Genomic DNA, 13,073 nt, shown 5'->3' on the forward strand with positions numbered 1-13,073 from the left:
CGGAATTGGCGCCTTCTATGAGTGTGCAAGATGTGTAGGGCAAGAGCGAATTGTCAATGCGTTCCTTTGAAAGCAAGGATTTATACGCGATTTCAATGGGATGCCTGTATAAGATTGGATATTCAACACTCAGGCGGTCAATGAAAGAAGACCCCCGGGTTGGCGTTGAATACGTCCGTCCAGTTCCAGATCGACCAAAACCGGGGCAATTTCACCCGCCGTTGCCTCAACATCGCGGATCAACTGGTCTTCGGCGATAGGAGAGGGGCCGAGCCGGGTCAGAATCAGGCGTTCCAGGTCATTGGTTGAGCATGGTGTGCGGGGTAAATTCTTTTGGAGCATTTGCTGGGGTTCGAATAGCTTCGCTTGCTGCGGTAGCGCTTCGATCACATCTTCTGCAGACCTTATCAAAGTAGCACCGTCGCGGATCAGCAGGTTGCAGCCAGCCGCGCGTGCGTCAAACGGGTGTCCGGGCACAGCGAGAACATCGCGCCCCTGGTCCAAGGCGTCGCGCGCTGTAATCAGGCTGCCGGATTTGGCGGCGGCTTCGACCACAATAACGGCCTTTGCCAGGCCCGAGATGATCCGGTTGCGACGCGGGAAATGGCGCGCCTGTGGCGTGATGCCCATCGGTTGTTCCGAGACGCGCAGCCCGGAACCTGCGATTTCAGCGGCAAGATCGGTGTTTTCGGCGGGGTAAACCACGTCGACCCCCCCCGCCATAACGGCGATGGTGCCTGTTTCAACCGTGGCCAGGTGCGCCGCGGTATCAATCCCGCGGGCCAGGCCAGAAACGATCACATAACCCTGTTTTCCCAGATCGGTCGCCAATCCGCGCGCCATTCGCGCGCCCAGAGATGAGCAGTTGCGGGCACCGACCATAGCGACCGAGGGGCGCTGTAAAAGAGAGAGGTCGCCGATTGCCCACAACATTGGTGGAGCATCATTCAGGTCATGCAAAGCGGATGGGAAATCGGCGGACCCTAGGCACAAAAGCCGCGCATTGGCATCTTTTGCGGCCTTGAGTTCCGCCTCAATCACGCCGGGCGGGCAGATTTCATACCCTTCTATTCCGGCAGCGCGTGCCATTTCCGGCAGCGCGGCCAGCGCATTCTGCGCCGAGCCATGTTCGCGAAGCAGCCGCCGAAACGTCGCCGGGCCCACTTTGCGAGAACGCAACAGACGAAGCCAGGAAAACCGATCCTCTTCCGTGGTGGGTGGGAGTGTGGGGTGATTGGAAGAAAGCTGCTCTTCGGTCATCCGTTGCTCCGTCTGATTGCAGAACTGGTTTACGGCTGCCAGGGTTAACAGCGTGTGAATCCCGTCAAATTTTCCGGATATATTTCGAGGCTCGGTTGTCTCAGTTGCGTAGGTTGTTGAAAAACAAAGGCAAAAAATACGGCCGAGTCGGAAGTCGGAAAACACCTCTCCGCAAAGTACCAATGCATATCCAAAGCGGGGCGTTAACCCTGCGCTTTGGAAGCAGTGACCGATTCTACTTAGGCCGCCGATCCTCCAATCGTCAGCCCATCCATCAGGACCGTAGGTTGCCCGACGCCCACGGGCACCCATTGGCCATCCTTGCCACACGTGCCCATTCCCGGATCCAAGGCCATGTCGTTGCCCAACCCGCGAACGCGTTTGAGGGCAGAGGGGCCATCGCCAATCAATGTTGCCCCTTTGACCGGCGCGCCGATTTTGCCGTTTTCAACCCGGTATGCCTCGGTGCAGGAAAACACAAACTTGCCATTGGTGATATCCACCTGGCCGCCGCCAAAGCCAACCGCCCAGATGCCATCCTTTATATCGGCTACCAAAGCGGCGGGATCGGCATCGCCACCCAGCATGATTGTATTTGTCATCCGTGGCATTGGTTTATGGGCATAGCTTTGACGCCGCCCATTCCCGGTTGGTGCAACACCCATCAGACGGGCGTTTTGGCGATCCTGCATATATCCGGTCAGGATGCCGTCTTCGATCAGCACAGTGCGCGAACTGGGTGTGCCCTCATCATCGACGCTGATTGACCCGCGCCGGTCTGCGATTGTGCCGTCATCAACGACCGTAACACCTTTGGACGCGATCTGTTGCCCCATCAGCCCGGCAAAGGCGGAGCTGCCCTTGCGGTTGAAATCCCCTTCTAGACCGTGGCCAATCGCTTCGTGCAGCAAGATGCCGGGCCAGCCAGGGCCCAGTGCGACCTCCATCACGCCCGCAGGGGCGGGAACAGCTTCGAGGTTGACCATGGCGATGCGAAGGGCCTCGCGGGCTTTATCCTGCCAGTCGGTTGGGTCGATCAGCCCGTCCAGGCCGATCCGGCCACCTCCACCGGTCGAGCCGCTCTCACGACGGCCGTTCTGTTCCACGATGACCGAGATATTCAACCGGGTCATGGGGCGGACATCGCGGACCAGAATGCCGTCAGGGCGTAGAATCTCAACCTCCTGCACCGCAGCAGCAATAGTGGCACTGACCTGTACTACACGGGGATCAAGATCACGGGCAAAGGCGTCAATCTCGCGCAATGTTTCGATTTTGACGGGGAAACTGGCAGATTCGATCGGGTCTTCGTCTGTATAGAGGCGCTTGTTGGTGGCCCGGGGGGCATCAGCTAGCGTTCCGCCACCATCACCGACCGCCAGCCGCGCGGTCTCGGCGGCCCGTTTCAGGGCAGGAATCGAGACGTCCGTTGAATGCGCATAGCCTGCCACTTCGCCCTGTACGGCGCGCAGGCCGAAACCTTCGGACGCGTCATAAGAAGCGGTCCGCAAGCGCCCGTCATCAAAGACCAGAGACTCGGATTTCCGGCGTTCAACGTACAGTTCTCCGTCCTCGGCCCCGGCGGTGGCGGATTGCAGTACCGCTAGCGCTTCGTCATGTGGAAGAGCGCTTTCAAACGGGCGAAACGGGTCGTTGGGCATCTCTTGGGACCTTTCGAGTTTGATCCAGATCAAAAATAGCGTCTGTTTGACGCAAGCATTTTGCTTTATCTACCCGCAGGAATATGGTTTTTAACGCGGCCAAAGACAACGGGTGAGGTGTGGCCGATTCACACCTTTTCGCCAGGGACGCAAAGATCAAACGATCAGGACAGAAAATGAAGAACGCTTTAAAGCTTTCGGGGCTTATGACAGCCCTCTCCAGCCTTCCCGCCATGGCTCAGGAGCTTGAGATTATTGGTCAGCCGGTTGACGGCGGCATAGGATTCCAGCCTGCAGCCACAAGCCTTGCCGAGGGGATTCATCGCCTGGATAATATGATTCTGGTGATTATCACCGCGATCTGCATATTCGTTGCGGGCCTGCTGGTTTACTGCATCATGCGTTATAACCAACGCGTCAACCCGACCCCAGCGCGATTCTCGCACTATACTCCGGTCGAGATCGTCTGGACGTTGGGTCCGATTCTGATTCTAGTATTCATCGGTGCTTTCTCTCTGCCGGTTCTGTTCAAGCAGCAGGAAATTCCCGAAGGTGATGTCGTTATCAAGGTTGTCGGCAACCAGTGGTATTGGACATATGAGTATGTCGATCACGATTTTGCATTCGACAGCTATCTGCTTGGCCATCCGGCCACGTTGGACGAAGGTACCCGCCCCGCCGATGCGGACGTGACGGCGTTTGTCCTGGATGACGCGATGCGGGCCAAGCTGGCAGACGCAGGGTATAGCGACGATGAGTGGCTGCTGGCCACCGACACAGCGGTTGTTGTCCCGGTTGGCAAGGTCATCGTGATGCAAGTGACTGCGTCCGACGTGATCCATTCCTGGACCATTCCGTCCTTCGGTGTGAAGCAGGACGGTGTACCCGGACGCCTGGCTGAGCTGTGGTTTGAGGCCGAAAAGGAAGGCATCTATTTCGGCCAGTGTTCGGAACTGTGCGGCAAAGACCATGCCTATATGCCGATCACTGTCAAAGTTGTCAGCCAAGAGGCGTATGACGCGTGGCTGAAAGGTGCGATCGACGAGTATGCGGGCCTGCCGCAGAATTATCAGGTCGCTTCGAACTGATTTCAGTAAGGGCGGGATGCGTCCCGCCTGCTACAAGATGCAGGCTGTGCGAGAGATCGCACAGCCTTCGCCCCAAAAGGACCCGAGATGAGCGACGCAAGCATCAATGCAAGCCAAACGACCGCCCAAGCGTATGCGAATGAGGCCAGCTTTGGCGATTACTTCGCCCTGCTGAAGCCGCGCGTGATGTCGCTGGTTGTATTCACGGCGCTTGTTGGTCTGCTGGCAGCGCCGGTACCGGTACATCCGTTCGTTGGGTTCTGCGCGATATTGTTCATTGCCATCGGAGGTGGCGCATCCGGCGCGCTGAACATGTGGTGGGATGCAGATATCGACCGCGTTATGAATCGCACCAAAGGTCGCCCAATACCGTCGGGCAAGGTACAAGAGGGCGAAGCGATGGCCTTGGGCCTGGCACTGTCCGGCCTGTCGGTGATCATGTTGGGTCTTGCAACCAACTGGTTCGCCGGAGCCTTTCTGGGCTTCACCATCTTCTTCTATGTCGTTGTCTACACGATGTGGCTCAAGCGCTCGACGCCACAGAACATCGTGATTGGCGGCGCAGCTGGGGCTTTCCCGCCGGTCATCGGCTGGGTCGCTGCAACCGGATCCATGTCCGTCGAACCTTGGCTGATGTTTGCCCTCACCTTCATGTGGACGCCGCCGCATTTCTGGGCGCTGGCCCTGTTTATGCGGTCGGATTACGACGATGCGGGTGTGCCGATGTTGACGGTAACCCATGGTCGGCGGGCGACGCGCTGGCATATTCTGGTCTATACCGTTCTGTTGGCAGTGCTTGCGATTGGAACCGGATTTTCGGCAATCGGCGGTCCGATCTATCTGACCGTTGCTATTGTACTGAACGCGTTGTTCCTGCGCGGAGCATGGGTAATCTCGCGTCGGAGCGAGGATGACTCCGAGGCTGATAACTTCAAAGTTGAGCGTGGCTTTTTCAAGCTCTCGCTGCTGTATCTTTTCCTGCATTTCGGCGCGATCCTTGCCGAAGCACTGCTGAAGCCTTTCGGGCTGGGAGGCTGGGCATGAGCCTGCGCAAAAGCCATGAGTTGCATCAACGTCGGTTCAGCCGAAATCTGGGCGTTGGCCTGACGCTTGCTGCATTCATCGTGCTGATCTTTGGGCTGACAATCGTCAAGGTCTCAGGGACCGATTTTAACAGGGCCATGCAAGAGGTGCAGAACTGATGGCGCTCACGGGGCCGCAAAAAACCGTCGTGCAAACCGTCGGCGTTGTTGTTCTGATGGGCAGCCTCGCCTGGGCTTCGGTACCGTTTTACGACTGGTTTTGCCGGGTCACCGGGTATGGCGGCACAACCGGAGTGGCTGAAGCCGCGCCAGAGGACATCCTTGAGCGCACTGTTACCGTTCGCTTTGACGCCTCAAAGGCGAAAGACATGGCCTGGGAATTTAAGCCGGTCGAGCGCCAGATGGAAATCCGCATCGGTGAAACGGGCCTGGCCTTCTATGAGGCATATAACCCCACGGACCGCCCGATTGCCGGTCAGGCGTCTTACAACGTTGCGCCTTATTCGGCCGGTGGGTATTTCCAGAAGATCGCCTGTTTCTGTTTTGAAGAACAGGTGTTGCAACCCGGAGAACGGGTTCAGATGCCGGTGAGCTTTTTCGTCGATCCCGAAATGGTCGAGGATCTGGAAGCCAAATATGTGCATACGATCACTCTGTCGTATACATTCTACGAAATTGACCTGCCCGAGGGCTATGCCGCCCTTGATGTTCAGGCTGATACAAACAAGAACTAACGCCTGTAGGTGAGGGACGCTGATGGCACACGCAAAAAATCATGATTACCACATTCTGACCCCTTCGATCTGGCCACTGATCGGCGCCGCGGGCGGCTTTGTGATGTTGTTCGGAGCCGTCCTCTGGATGCACGGCGTCACCTCCTACATGTTCTGGGCCGGTCTTGTCGCGGTTCTTTACACCATGTTCGCCTGGTGGTCCGAAGTGGTGGCCGAAAGCCGTGTAGGCGATCACACGCCGGTCGTGCGCATTGGCCTGCGCTATGGGTTCATCCTATTCGTGATGTCCGAGGTGATGTTCTTCTTCGCCTGGTTCTGGTCGTTCTTCAAACACCGCATGTACCCGATGTACGACTATGCGGGCACCGAGTACATCCAGCCGGATATCCACGCGGTTGACCCGTTCCACTTGCCGCTGATCAACACGCTGGTCCTGCTGCTTTCGGGCTGTGCCATCACCTGGGCGCACCACGCGCTGGTGCATGACAATGACCGCAAGGCGCTGATCAACGGCCTCGCTATTGGTATCGTTTTGGGCATCGCCTTTACCGCTCTGCAGGGCTTTGAGTACTACGAATTGCTGGCCCATGAGGGCTGGAAATTCGGTGGTGATCAGTTCTATTCGAACTTCTTCATGGCAACCGGCTTTCACGGCTTCCACGTGATTATCGGCACCATCTTCTTGTCGGTCTGTTTGATCCGGGCACTGAAGGGTGATTTCACGCCGGAAAAGCACGTCGGTTTCGAGGCCGCGGCCTGGTACTGGCACTTTGTTGACGTTGTCTGGCTGTTCCTGTTCTTCGCAGTCTATATCTGGGGACAAGCCCCTTTGATCTGACGCCGGACCGGTAACAAAATTGCAAAAGCCGCCCCCAAGGGCGGCTTTTTCTCTATCAGGGTGCAAGATTGCACCCGATACAAATGGGTGGTTGCAATTCAGTTCACACCGCCCTTAACAAGACGCCGGTTTCTGCAACAAGGTTTGACCCCGCCATGCGCCGCATAACTTTCCTGCTGATCTTCGGGCTCGCCGGTCTGGGCGTACTTGTGTCGCTGGGCGTCTGGCAGGTACAGCGGCTTGGGTGGAAACAAGACGTGTTGGCCGAGATTAACGACCGGATCTCCGCCGAACCTGTTTCCCTGCCGCAGCAGCCTTCCGAGACACGGGACAAGTACTTACCGGTTTTCGTCCAGGGTGAGATGCAGCCGGGTGAAATCCATGTTCTGGTTTCGGTGAAACAAGTAGGCGCTGGCTATCGAGTTATCCAAGCTTTCGATACTGGCGACCGGACTATTCTGGTCGATCGCGGTTTTATCCCAACCACTGCCAAACAGGTTGAAAGACAAACCGGGCAGATCGAACTGACGGGCAATCTGCACTGGCCGGATGAGATCGACGGCTATACGCCCGAACCCGATTTGTCTGCTAATATCTGGTTTGCCCGCGATGTTCCCGCTCTTGCCGCAGCTCTGGGAACCGACCCGGTTCTGCTGATCGCACGGTCCCAAACCGATCCGAATGTGACCCCTCTGCCAGTGGACACTGCGGGCATCCCGAATGATCATCTGGGATACGCGATCACATGGTTTGGCCTGGCTTTGGTCTGGGCTGCGATGACTGGTTATTTCCTGTGGCGCGGTCGCGCCCCATCAGAAAGTGAAGCGCAATGAAATATGTCTCAACCCGCGGGCAGGCGCCCGAACTGAGTTTTGAAGAGGCGATGCTGACCGGGCTGGCCCGCGACGGCGGCCTGTATCTGCCCGCCGAGATCCCGGTGATGAGCCAGGATGACATCGCTGCTTTGGCCAGCCTGTCCTATGAGGACATCGCCTTTCGCGTGATGTGGCCCTATGTCAGCGGATCATTTGGGGAAGATGAGTTCAAACAGATCATTGCCCGCGCCTATAAAGGGTTCGGCCATGACGCCCGCGCACCGTTGAAGCAGTTGAACGAGAACCACTTCCTGCTGGAGTTGTTTCACGGCCCGACACTGGCCTTCAAAGACTTCGCCATGCAGCTAATCGGTCAGTTGTTCCAGGTAGCGCTGAAGCGTCGCGGGGATCGGGTGACTATCGTGGGCGCGACCAGCGGTGATACCGGTTCTGCCGCGATTGAGGCGTTCCGGGGGCTGGATGCGGTAGACGTGTTTATCCTGTATCCGCATGGCCGTGTATCTGAGGTGCAGCGTCGTCAGATGACCACACCTGCGGACGGCAATGTGCATGCTCTGGCCGTCGACGGGGACTTTGACGACTGTCAGGCCGCGCTGAAAGATATGTTCAACGATTTCGACTTCCGTGACGGTGTGAAACTGGCGGGGGTGAACTCGATCAACTTTGCCCGCGTGCTGGCACAGATCGTCTATTACTTCTCGGCCGCCGTCAGCCTTGGCGCACCGCATCGCAAGGTCAGCTTTACCGTGCCGACAGGCAATTTCGGCGACATTTTTGCGGGCTATCTGGCCAAACGCATGGGCTTGCCGATTGACCGGTTGGTAGTGGCGACCAACCAGAATGACATTCTGCATCGGTGCCTGGCAGGCGAAGGGTATTTCAAGGGAAACACGATCCCTTCGATCAGCCCTTCGATGGATATTCAAGTCAGCTCGAACTTTGAACGGGCGCTGTATTATGCCTATGACGAGGATGGCAATTCTGTGGCTCAGCTGATGGACGAGCTGAAGACGGGCGGCTTCAATGTCAGCCAAGGCGCGATGGAAGCGTTGCGCGAAAGCTTCGACTCGGGCCGCGTGTCCGAAGAGGAAACACTGGCGACGATCACAGCCACGCTGGCCCACAGCACCGAACTGGTCTGCCCCCATACTGCCGTGGGTATCAAAGTTGCCGAGGAGCACCGCGACGCGAACGTCCCGATGATCACTTTGGCGACCGCACACCCGGCCAAGTTCCCGGCTGCGGTCGAGAAGGCGAGTGGCGTACATCCGCCTCTTCCCTCTCGCATGTCTGATCTGTATGAACGTCCGGAACGGGTGACCCGCATCGCCAATGATCTGGGCGCCCTTGAGGATCATATCAAAGGGCATATCGCCGAGTGACTGTCAGACAAGACCAACTGAAGAACGGCTTCCGTATCGTCAGTGAACATATGCCGGGGCTGCAATCTGCGGCCATAGGCATCTGGGTAACCGCCGGTGCGCGCAATGAGCGGATCGAACAGAATGGCATAGCCCATTTCCTTGAGCATATGGCGTTCAAGGGAACCAAACGGCGATCCGCGCTGCAAATTGCCGAAGCGATCGAGGATGTGGGCGGGTATATCAACGCCTATACTTCGCGCGAGGTGACGGCCTATTACGCGCGCGTTCTAAAAGACGATGTGGCGCTGGCGATGGATGTCATCGGTGACATCGTCCTGAACCCGATCTTCGATCCGCGCGAGATTGAGGTCGAACGCGGTGTGATCCTACAGGAAATCGGTCAGGCCTATGACACGCCCGACGATGTAATCTTTGATTGGCTGCAAGAGCAGAGCTATCACGACCAGCCCCTGGGCCGGACCATACTTGGCCCCACTGAACGCGTCAGCGCATTCTCGCGCGAGGATCTGTCGGGTTTCGTGGCCGAGCATTATGGCCCTGAACAGATGATCCTATCCGCTGCTGGTGCGGTTGATCATGATGCACTGATGAAAACGGCCGAAGAGATGTTTGGTCACCTGCAACCACGCAAGGGTTTGATCCCTGAAGTGGCCCGATTTACCGGTGGTGAGGCGCGGCAGGAAAAAGAACTGGAGCAAGCTCATTTCGCTTTGGCGCTGGAAAGCCCTGGCTATCGCGACGACGCGATCTATACCGCGCAGATTTATTCGACCGCGCTGGGCGGGGGTATGTCTTCGCGCTTGTTTCAGGAAGTTCGGGAAACACGCGGGCTTTGCTATACGATCTTTGCCCAGGCCGGCGCCTATGCCGACACCGGCACTACCACGATCTACGCGGGCACATCTGCGGATCAGATCGGTGAGTTGGCGACGATCACCATTGACGAAATGAAACGTGCCGCCGAGGATATGAGCCCCGAAGAGGTCGCCCGTGCTCGTGCGCAAATGAAGGCCGGAATGCTGATGGGGCTGGAAAGCCCCTCGAACCGGGCCGAGCGTCTGGCGCGTCTGGTGCAGATCTGGGGACGGGTGCCGTCGCTTGAGGATACAGTCGCCAAGATTGACGCGGTCAGCACCGAAGATGTCCGCAGCTTTGCCGAACAGATAGCAGCACAAGCGCCAGCGGCGCTGGCGCTGTATGGTCCGGTATCAGGTGCACCCACACTCGCGGACTTGCAGGAGAGGCGCGCGGCGTGATGCTTCTGGGCAGACGCAAGCTGAAACTTGAAACCGAGCGGCTCAGCTTGCGCCCGCCCGTGCACTCCGATTTTAACGACTGGGCGGCGCTGCGACGCTCGTCCAAAGACTTTCTGACCCGGTGGGAGCCGATCTGGGCCTCGGACCACTTGAGCCGGAAATCCTTTACTAACCGGGTCTACTGGGCGCAGCGCTCGGTTGCGAGTGGGACGGCGATTCCGTTATTTCTGTTCCGGCGATCTGATGACCTGCTGGTCGGTGCGATCACCCTGGACAATGTGCGCCGTGGCCCAGCACAGGCGGGGACCCTGGGCTATTGGACGGGCCAAGCCTTTGCTCGCAACGGGTATATGCGCGAGGCTATTGGCGCGGTGGTCCATCATGCCTTCACGCGTTTAGACCTGAGCCGGATCGAGGCGGCCTGCCTGCCCGAAAACAAACCCTCGCGCGGATTGCTGGAAAGCTCGGGCTTTAAATACGAAGGCGTGGCGCAGTCCTATCTGCAGATTGACGGGCGCTGGCGAACGCATGTGTTATATGCCTGTCTGCGGTCGGACCGGCGCGGGAAGACCGAAGCCGGGTAGGTGGCCTCGGTGAGGCCATTGGGGCTCTGCCCCAAACCCCGAGGTATTTTTGGCCAGATGAACTAGGGGCATGACTTGGCGGGCTCTTGCGCTACAATCACGTCATGCGCTGGGTGGTTTTTGCATTGATGGTGATCTCGGGCGGGGCTGTGGCGCAGGAGCGTCGGCCAAGCCATTGCATCGCCATTGCGGATGCGGCGCCGGGGATCGAGTACCTGCATAAAGCAGCCTGGCAGGATCCGGTGCCGGAGCATTCGGTTCGGATCAGCTATGTCGCGCATGCGTCTTTCCTGATCCAGACGCAGGGCGGGTTGAACGCCGTGACGGATTTCACCGGGTTCATCGGCGGGGCCAGTCTGATTCCCGATGTGGTGACGATGAACCACGCCCATGGCACCCATTGGACCGAATACCCTGATCCCGCCATTCCGCATGTGCTGGAGGGGTGGGGCGTGTTCGGGGAGGGGATCGAACATCATCTGGATCTGGACGAGATGCTGGTGCGCAATGTCTCGACCGATATCCGTTCTGTTTATGGCGGGGTCGAAGAACGTGGCAATTCGATCTTTGTGTTTGAGGTGGCGGGCTTGTGTATCGGGCATCTGGGTCATCTGCACCACGTCCCATCGGACGCGCAATTTGCGGCCCTTGGGCGGTTAGATGTTGTCATGGCCGCCGTTGATGGCGGGACGACCATGCCGCTGCCCGAGATGATCTCGGTTCTGAAACGATTGAAAAGCTCGGTCGTTATTCCGATGCATTGGTTTTCGGACTATTCGCTGGATCGGTTTCTGGCGGATGTCAGGGGCGATTTCCCGGTTGAGCGCGATGGCGTGTCGGAAATCACCGTATCCCTGCGCTCACTTCCGGACCGGCCAACGGTGGTTGTGTTAGAGCCGCAATACCTGATCGAGTTGGAATAGGGCTTGTCGGGACCCGTTGCCTTGGGCAAGGAATGGGCATGACCCTGAATCCCGCAGACGATCAATTCGCCCAATCAATTCGCGCCGCCTTGCCGGATGAAGTGCTGCGACCGGTCACCGCGCGATATCTCGAGGAGCCGCGCCGTCGGATTTCCGGGCAGGCGGGGGTGCTTGCGGTGCCCAGAACGGCCGAGGAGGTGGCGGTTCTGATCCGATTGGCTGCCGAGGCATCGGTCCCGGTGGTGCCATATGGGGGCGGCACTGGTGTGGTTGGCGGTCAGGTGACGTCGGACGGGCCTGCGCCTTTGCTGATCTCGCTAGAGCGGATGACAGCGATCCGGGCTGTCTATCCGACAGAGAATGTGATGATTGCAGAAGGTGGTGTGATCCTTGCAGATGTGCAGGCGGCTGCCGAAGGTGCGAACCGGTTATTTCCACTCTCCCTTGCCTCACAGGGGTCATGTAGGATCGGAGGGAACCTGTCGACAAATGCAGGGGGGGTTAACGTGTTGCGCTATGGAAACGCCCGTGACCTGTGTCTGGGCCTTGAGGCGGTTCTACCAAGCGGCGAAATCTGGCATGGGCTCAGCCGGTTGCGAAAGGACAATACCGGGTATGATCTGCGCAATCTTTTGATTGGGGCCGAAGGGACGCTAGGGATCATCACTGCGGCGGCACTCAAGCTGTTTCCCCGCCCTGAGGCGTTTGGAACGGCCATGGTTCAGGTCACCTCTGCCGAAGCGGCGGTTGATTTGCTGGCGCTGGCGCGGGACCTCATGGGGGGCAGCGTCAGCGCATTTGAACTGATTCACCAACAGGGGCTTTTGTTCCTGAGTGAGGTTCTGCCAGACACGCGGCAGGCTTTTGCCGAGCCGCCCGAATGGTCTGTACTGATCGAGATTGGCTTGTCGATGGGACAATCTCCTGAAACCGCGTTTGAGGTGCTGTACGAGGCCGCTGAGGCACGTGGGCTGGTCACCGATGCGGTGATTGCACAAAGCGAGGTGCAGCGGCAGGACATGTGGTCCGTGCGCGAGCGTATTCCGGATGCAAACCGGCTGATCGGGTCGGTCTCAAGCCACGATATCTCGGTGCCGATCTCGGCCATCCCAGAATTTATCCGGCGTGGTGCAGATGTTGTGGCCGCGCTTGGTCCGTATCGGGTGAACTGTTTTGGGCATCTGGGCGACGGGAACCTACATTACAATGTGTTTCCGCCAAACGGGCATTCCCGGTCAGAGTATGACGCCGAAAGTGCGAAGGTAAAAAGGGCCGTTCATGACCTTGTGCATGAGTTTCAGGGATCCGTCAGCGCAGAGCACGGTATCGGGCGATTGAAGACCAATGATTTGGAACGATATGGCGATCCGGTCAAATTGAGCGCGATGCGGGCGATCAAATCGGCGTTGGACCCCAAAGGGATCATGAACCCCGGCGCGGTCCTGCGGCTGTAACTGTGGGATCG

General features: G+C 58.2%; 13 protein-coding genes. 11 read left to right on the forward strand and 2 right to left on the reverse strand.

Features of this window, described 5'->3' with window-relative positions; all coding sequences use genetic code 11:
* Positions 1–129 precede the first annotated feature (129 nt).
* Entirely contained in the window at positions 130–1,260 is a 1,131-nt protein-coding gene (gene dprA, locus AC2FIP_RS19180) for a DNA-processing protein DprA (protein WP_496787753.1), read from the reverse strand.
* 239 nt (positions 1,261–1,499) lie between these two features.
* Positions 1,500–2,921 (reverse strand): metalloprotease TldD, encoded by a 1,422-nt coding sequence (tldD, locus tag AC2FIP_RS19185; protein WP_142637988.1) that lies wholly within the window; start codon positions 2,919–2,921, stop codon positions 1,500–1,502.
* A 176-nt stretch (positions 2,922–3,097) separates the two neighbouring features.
* On the opposite strand from tldD, the gene coxB reads away from it, so the two are divergent.
* The 11 genes from coxB (at position 3,098) to AC2FIP_RS19240 (ending at position 13,062) form a co-directional block, all read left to right on the forward strand.
* On the forward strand, positions 3,098–4,009 hold the full coding sequence (gene coxB / locus AC2FIP_RS19190; protein WP_142637990.1) for a cytochrome c oxidase subunit II: 912 nt from the start codon (positions 3,098–3,100) through the stop codon (positions 4,007–4,009).
* Positions 4,010–4,096: 87 nt separating this feature from the next.
* Complete coding sequence (gene cyoE / locus AC2FIP_RS19195; protein WP_496787755.1) at positions 4,097–5,053, forward strand: heme o synthase; 957 nt, start codon at positions 4,097–4,099, stop codon at positions 5,051–5,053.
* Complete coding sequence (locus AC2FIP_RS19200; RefSeq protein ID WP_185956706.1) at positions 5,050–5,211, forward strand: cytochrome c oxidase system small membrane protein; 162 nt, start codon at positions 5,050–5,052, stop codon at positions 5,209–5,211. The genes cyoE and AC2FIP_RS19200 overlap by 4 nt, the downstream gene beginning before the upstream one ends.
* Positions 5,211–5,786: a cytochrome c oxidase assembly protein gene (locus AC2FIP_RS19205; protein WP_142637994.1), complete on the forward strand. Its 576-nt coding sequence runs from the start codon at positions 5,211–5,213 to the stop codon at positions 5,784–5,786. The genes AC2FIP_RS19200 and AC2FIP_RS19205 overlap by 1 nt, the downstream gene beginning before the upstream one ends.
* A gap of 22 nt (positions 5,787–5,808) precedes the next feature.
* The gene (locus AC2FIP_RS19210) at positions 5,809–6,624 is read left to right on the forward strand and encodes a cytochrome c oxidase subunit 3 (protein ID WP_142637996.1); all 816 of its coding nucleotides are present in this window, start codon (positions 5,809–5,811) and stop codon (positions 6,622–6,624) included.
* Between the two features lie 155 nt (positions 6,625–6,779).
* A complete protein-coding gene (locus AC2FIP_RS19215; protein ID WP_496703998.1) occupies positions 6,780–7,457 on the forward strand; it encodes an SURF1 family protein in 678 nt (225 codons plus the stop codon).
* Positions 7,454–8,842, forward strand: a complete 1,389-nt coding sequence (gene thrC, locus AC2FIP_RS19220; RefSeq protein WP_496787758.1) for a threonine synthase — start codon at positions 7,454–7,456, stop codon at positions 8,840–8,842. Before AC2FIP_RS19215 ends, thrC begins: the two co-directional genes overlap by 4 nt.
* The gene (locus AC2FIP_RS19225; protein WP_142638002.1) at positions 8,839–10,101 is read left to right on the forward strand and encodes a M16 family metallopeptidase; all 1,263 of its coding nucleotides are present in this window, start codon (positions 8,839–8,841) and stop codon (positions 10,099–10,101) included. The genes thrC and AC2FIP_RS19225 overlap by 4 nt, the downstream gene beginning before the upstream one ends.
* Positions 10,101–10,685, forward strand: a complete 585-nt coding sequence (locus tag AC2FIP_RS19230) for a GNAT family N-acetyltransferase (RefSeq protein ID WP_496787759.1) — start codon at positions 10,101–10,103, stop codon at positions 10,683–10,685. The genes AC2FIP_RS19225 and AC2FIP_RS19230 overlap by 1 nt, the downstream gene beginning before the upstream one ends.
* A gap of 104 nt (positions 10,686–10,789) precedes the next feature.
* Complete coding sequence (locus AC2FIP_RS19235; protein ID WP_496787814.1) at positions 10,790–11,608, forward strand: MBL fold metallo-hydrolase; 819 nt, start codon at positions 10,790–10,792, stop codon at positions 11,606–11,608.
* 38 nt (positions 11,609–11,646) lie between these two features.
* Positions 11,647–13,062 (forward strand): FAD-binding oxidoreductase, encoded by a 1,416-nt coding sequence (locus tag AC2FIP_RS19240; RefSeq protein WP_496787761.1) that lies wholly within the window; start codon positions 11,647–11,649, stop codon positions 13,060–13,062.
* The last annotated feature ends 11 nt before the right edge of the window (positions 13,063–13,073 follow it).

This window comes from Ruegeria sp. CDSB114 (assembly GCF_059611025.1).

Coding starts and splice junctions, on each gene's coding strand:
- tldD (WP_142637988.1), bottom strand. CDS start 2,921: ATGCCCAACGACCCGTTTCGCCCGTTTGAAAGCGCTCTTCCACATGAC.
- AC2FIP_RS19235 (WP_496787814.1), top strand. CDS start 10,790: ATGCGCTGGGTGGTTTTTGCATTGATGGTGATCTCGGGCGGGGCTGTG.
- thrC (WP_496787758.1), top strand. CDS start 7,454: ATGAAATATGTCTCAACCCGCGGGCAGGCGCCCGAACTGAGTTTTGAA.
- AC2FIP_RS19205 (WP_142637994.1), top strand. CDS start 5,211: ATGGCGCTCACGGGGCCGCAAAAAACCGTCGTGCAAACCGTCGGCGTT.
- AC2FIP_RS19240 (WP_496787761.1), top strand. CDS start 11,647: ATGACCCTGAATCCCGCAGACGATCAATTCGCCCAATCAATTCGCGCC.
- AC2FIP_RS19210 (WP_142637996.1), top strand. CDS start 5,809: ATGGCACACGCAAAAAATCATGATTACCACATTCTGACCCCTTCGATC.
- coxB (WP_142637990.1), top strand. CDS start 3,098: ATGAAGAACGCTTTAAAGCTTTCGGGGCTTATGACAGCCCTCTCCAGC.
- AC2FIP_RS19215 (WP_496703998.1), top strand. CDS start 6,780: ATGCGCCGCATAACTTTCCTGCTGATCTTCGGGCTCGCCGGTCTGGGC.
- AC2FIP_RS19200 (WP_185956706.1), top strand. CDS start 5,050: ATGAGCCTGCGCAAAAGCCATGAGTTGCATCAACGTCGGTTCAGCCGA.
- dprA (WP_496787753.1), bottom strand. CDS start 1,260: ATGACCGAAGAGCAGCTTTCTTCCAATCACCCCACACTCCCACCCACC.
- cyoE (WP_496787755.1), top strand. CDS start 4,097: ATGAGCGACGCAAGCATCAATGCAAGCCAAACGACCGCCCAAGCGTAT.
- AC2FIP_RS19230 (WP_496787759.1), top strand. CDS start 10,101: ATGCTTCTGGGCAGACGCAAGCTGAAACTTGAAACCGAGCGGCTCAGC.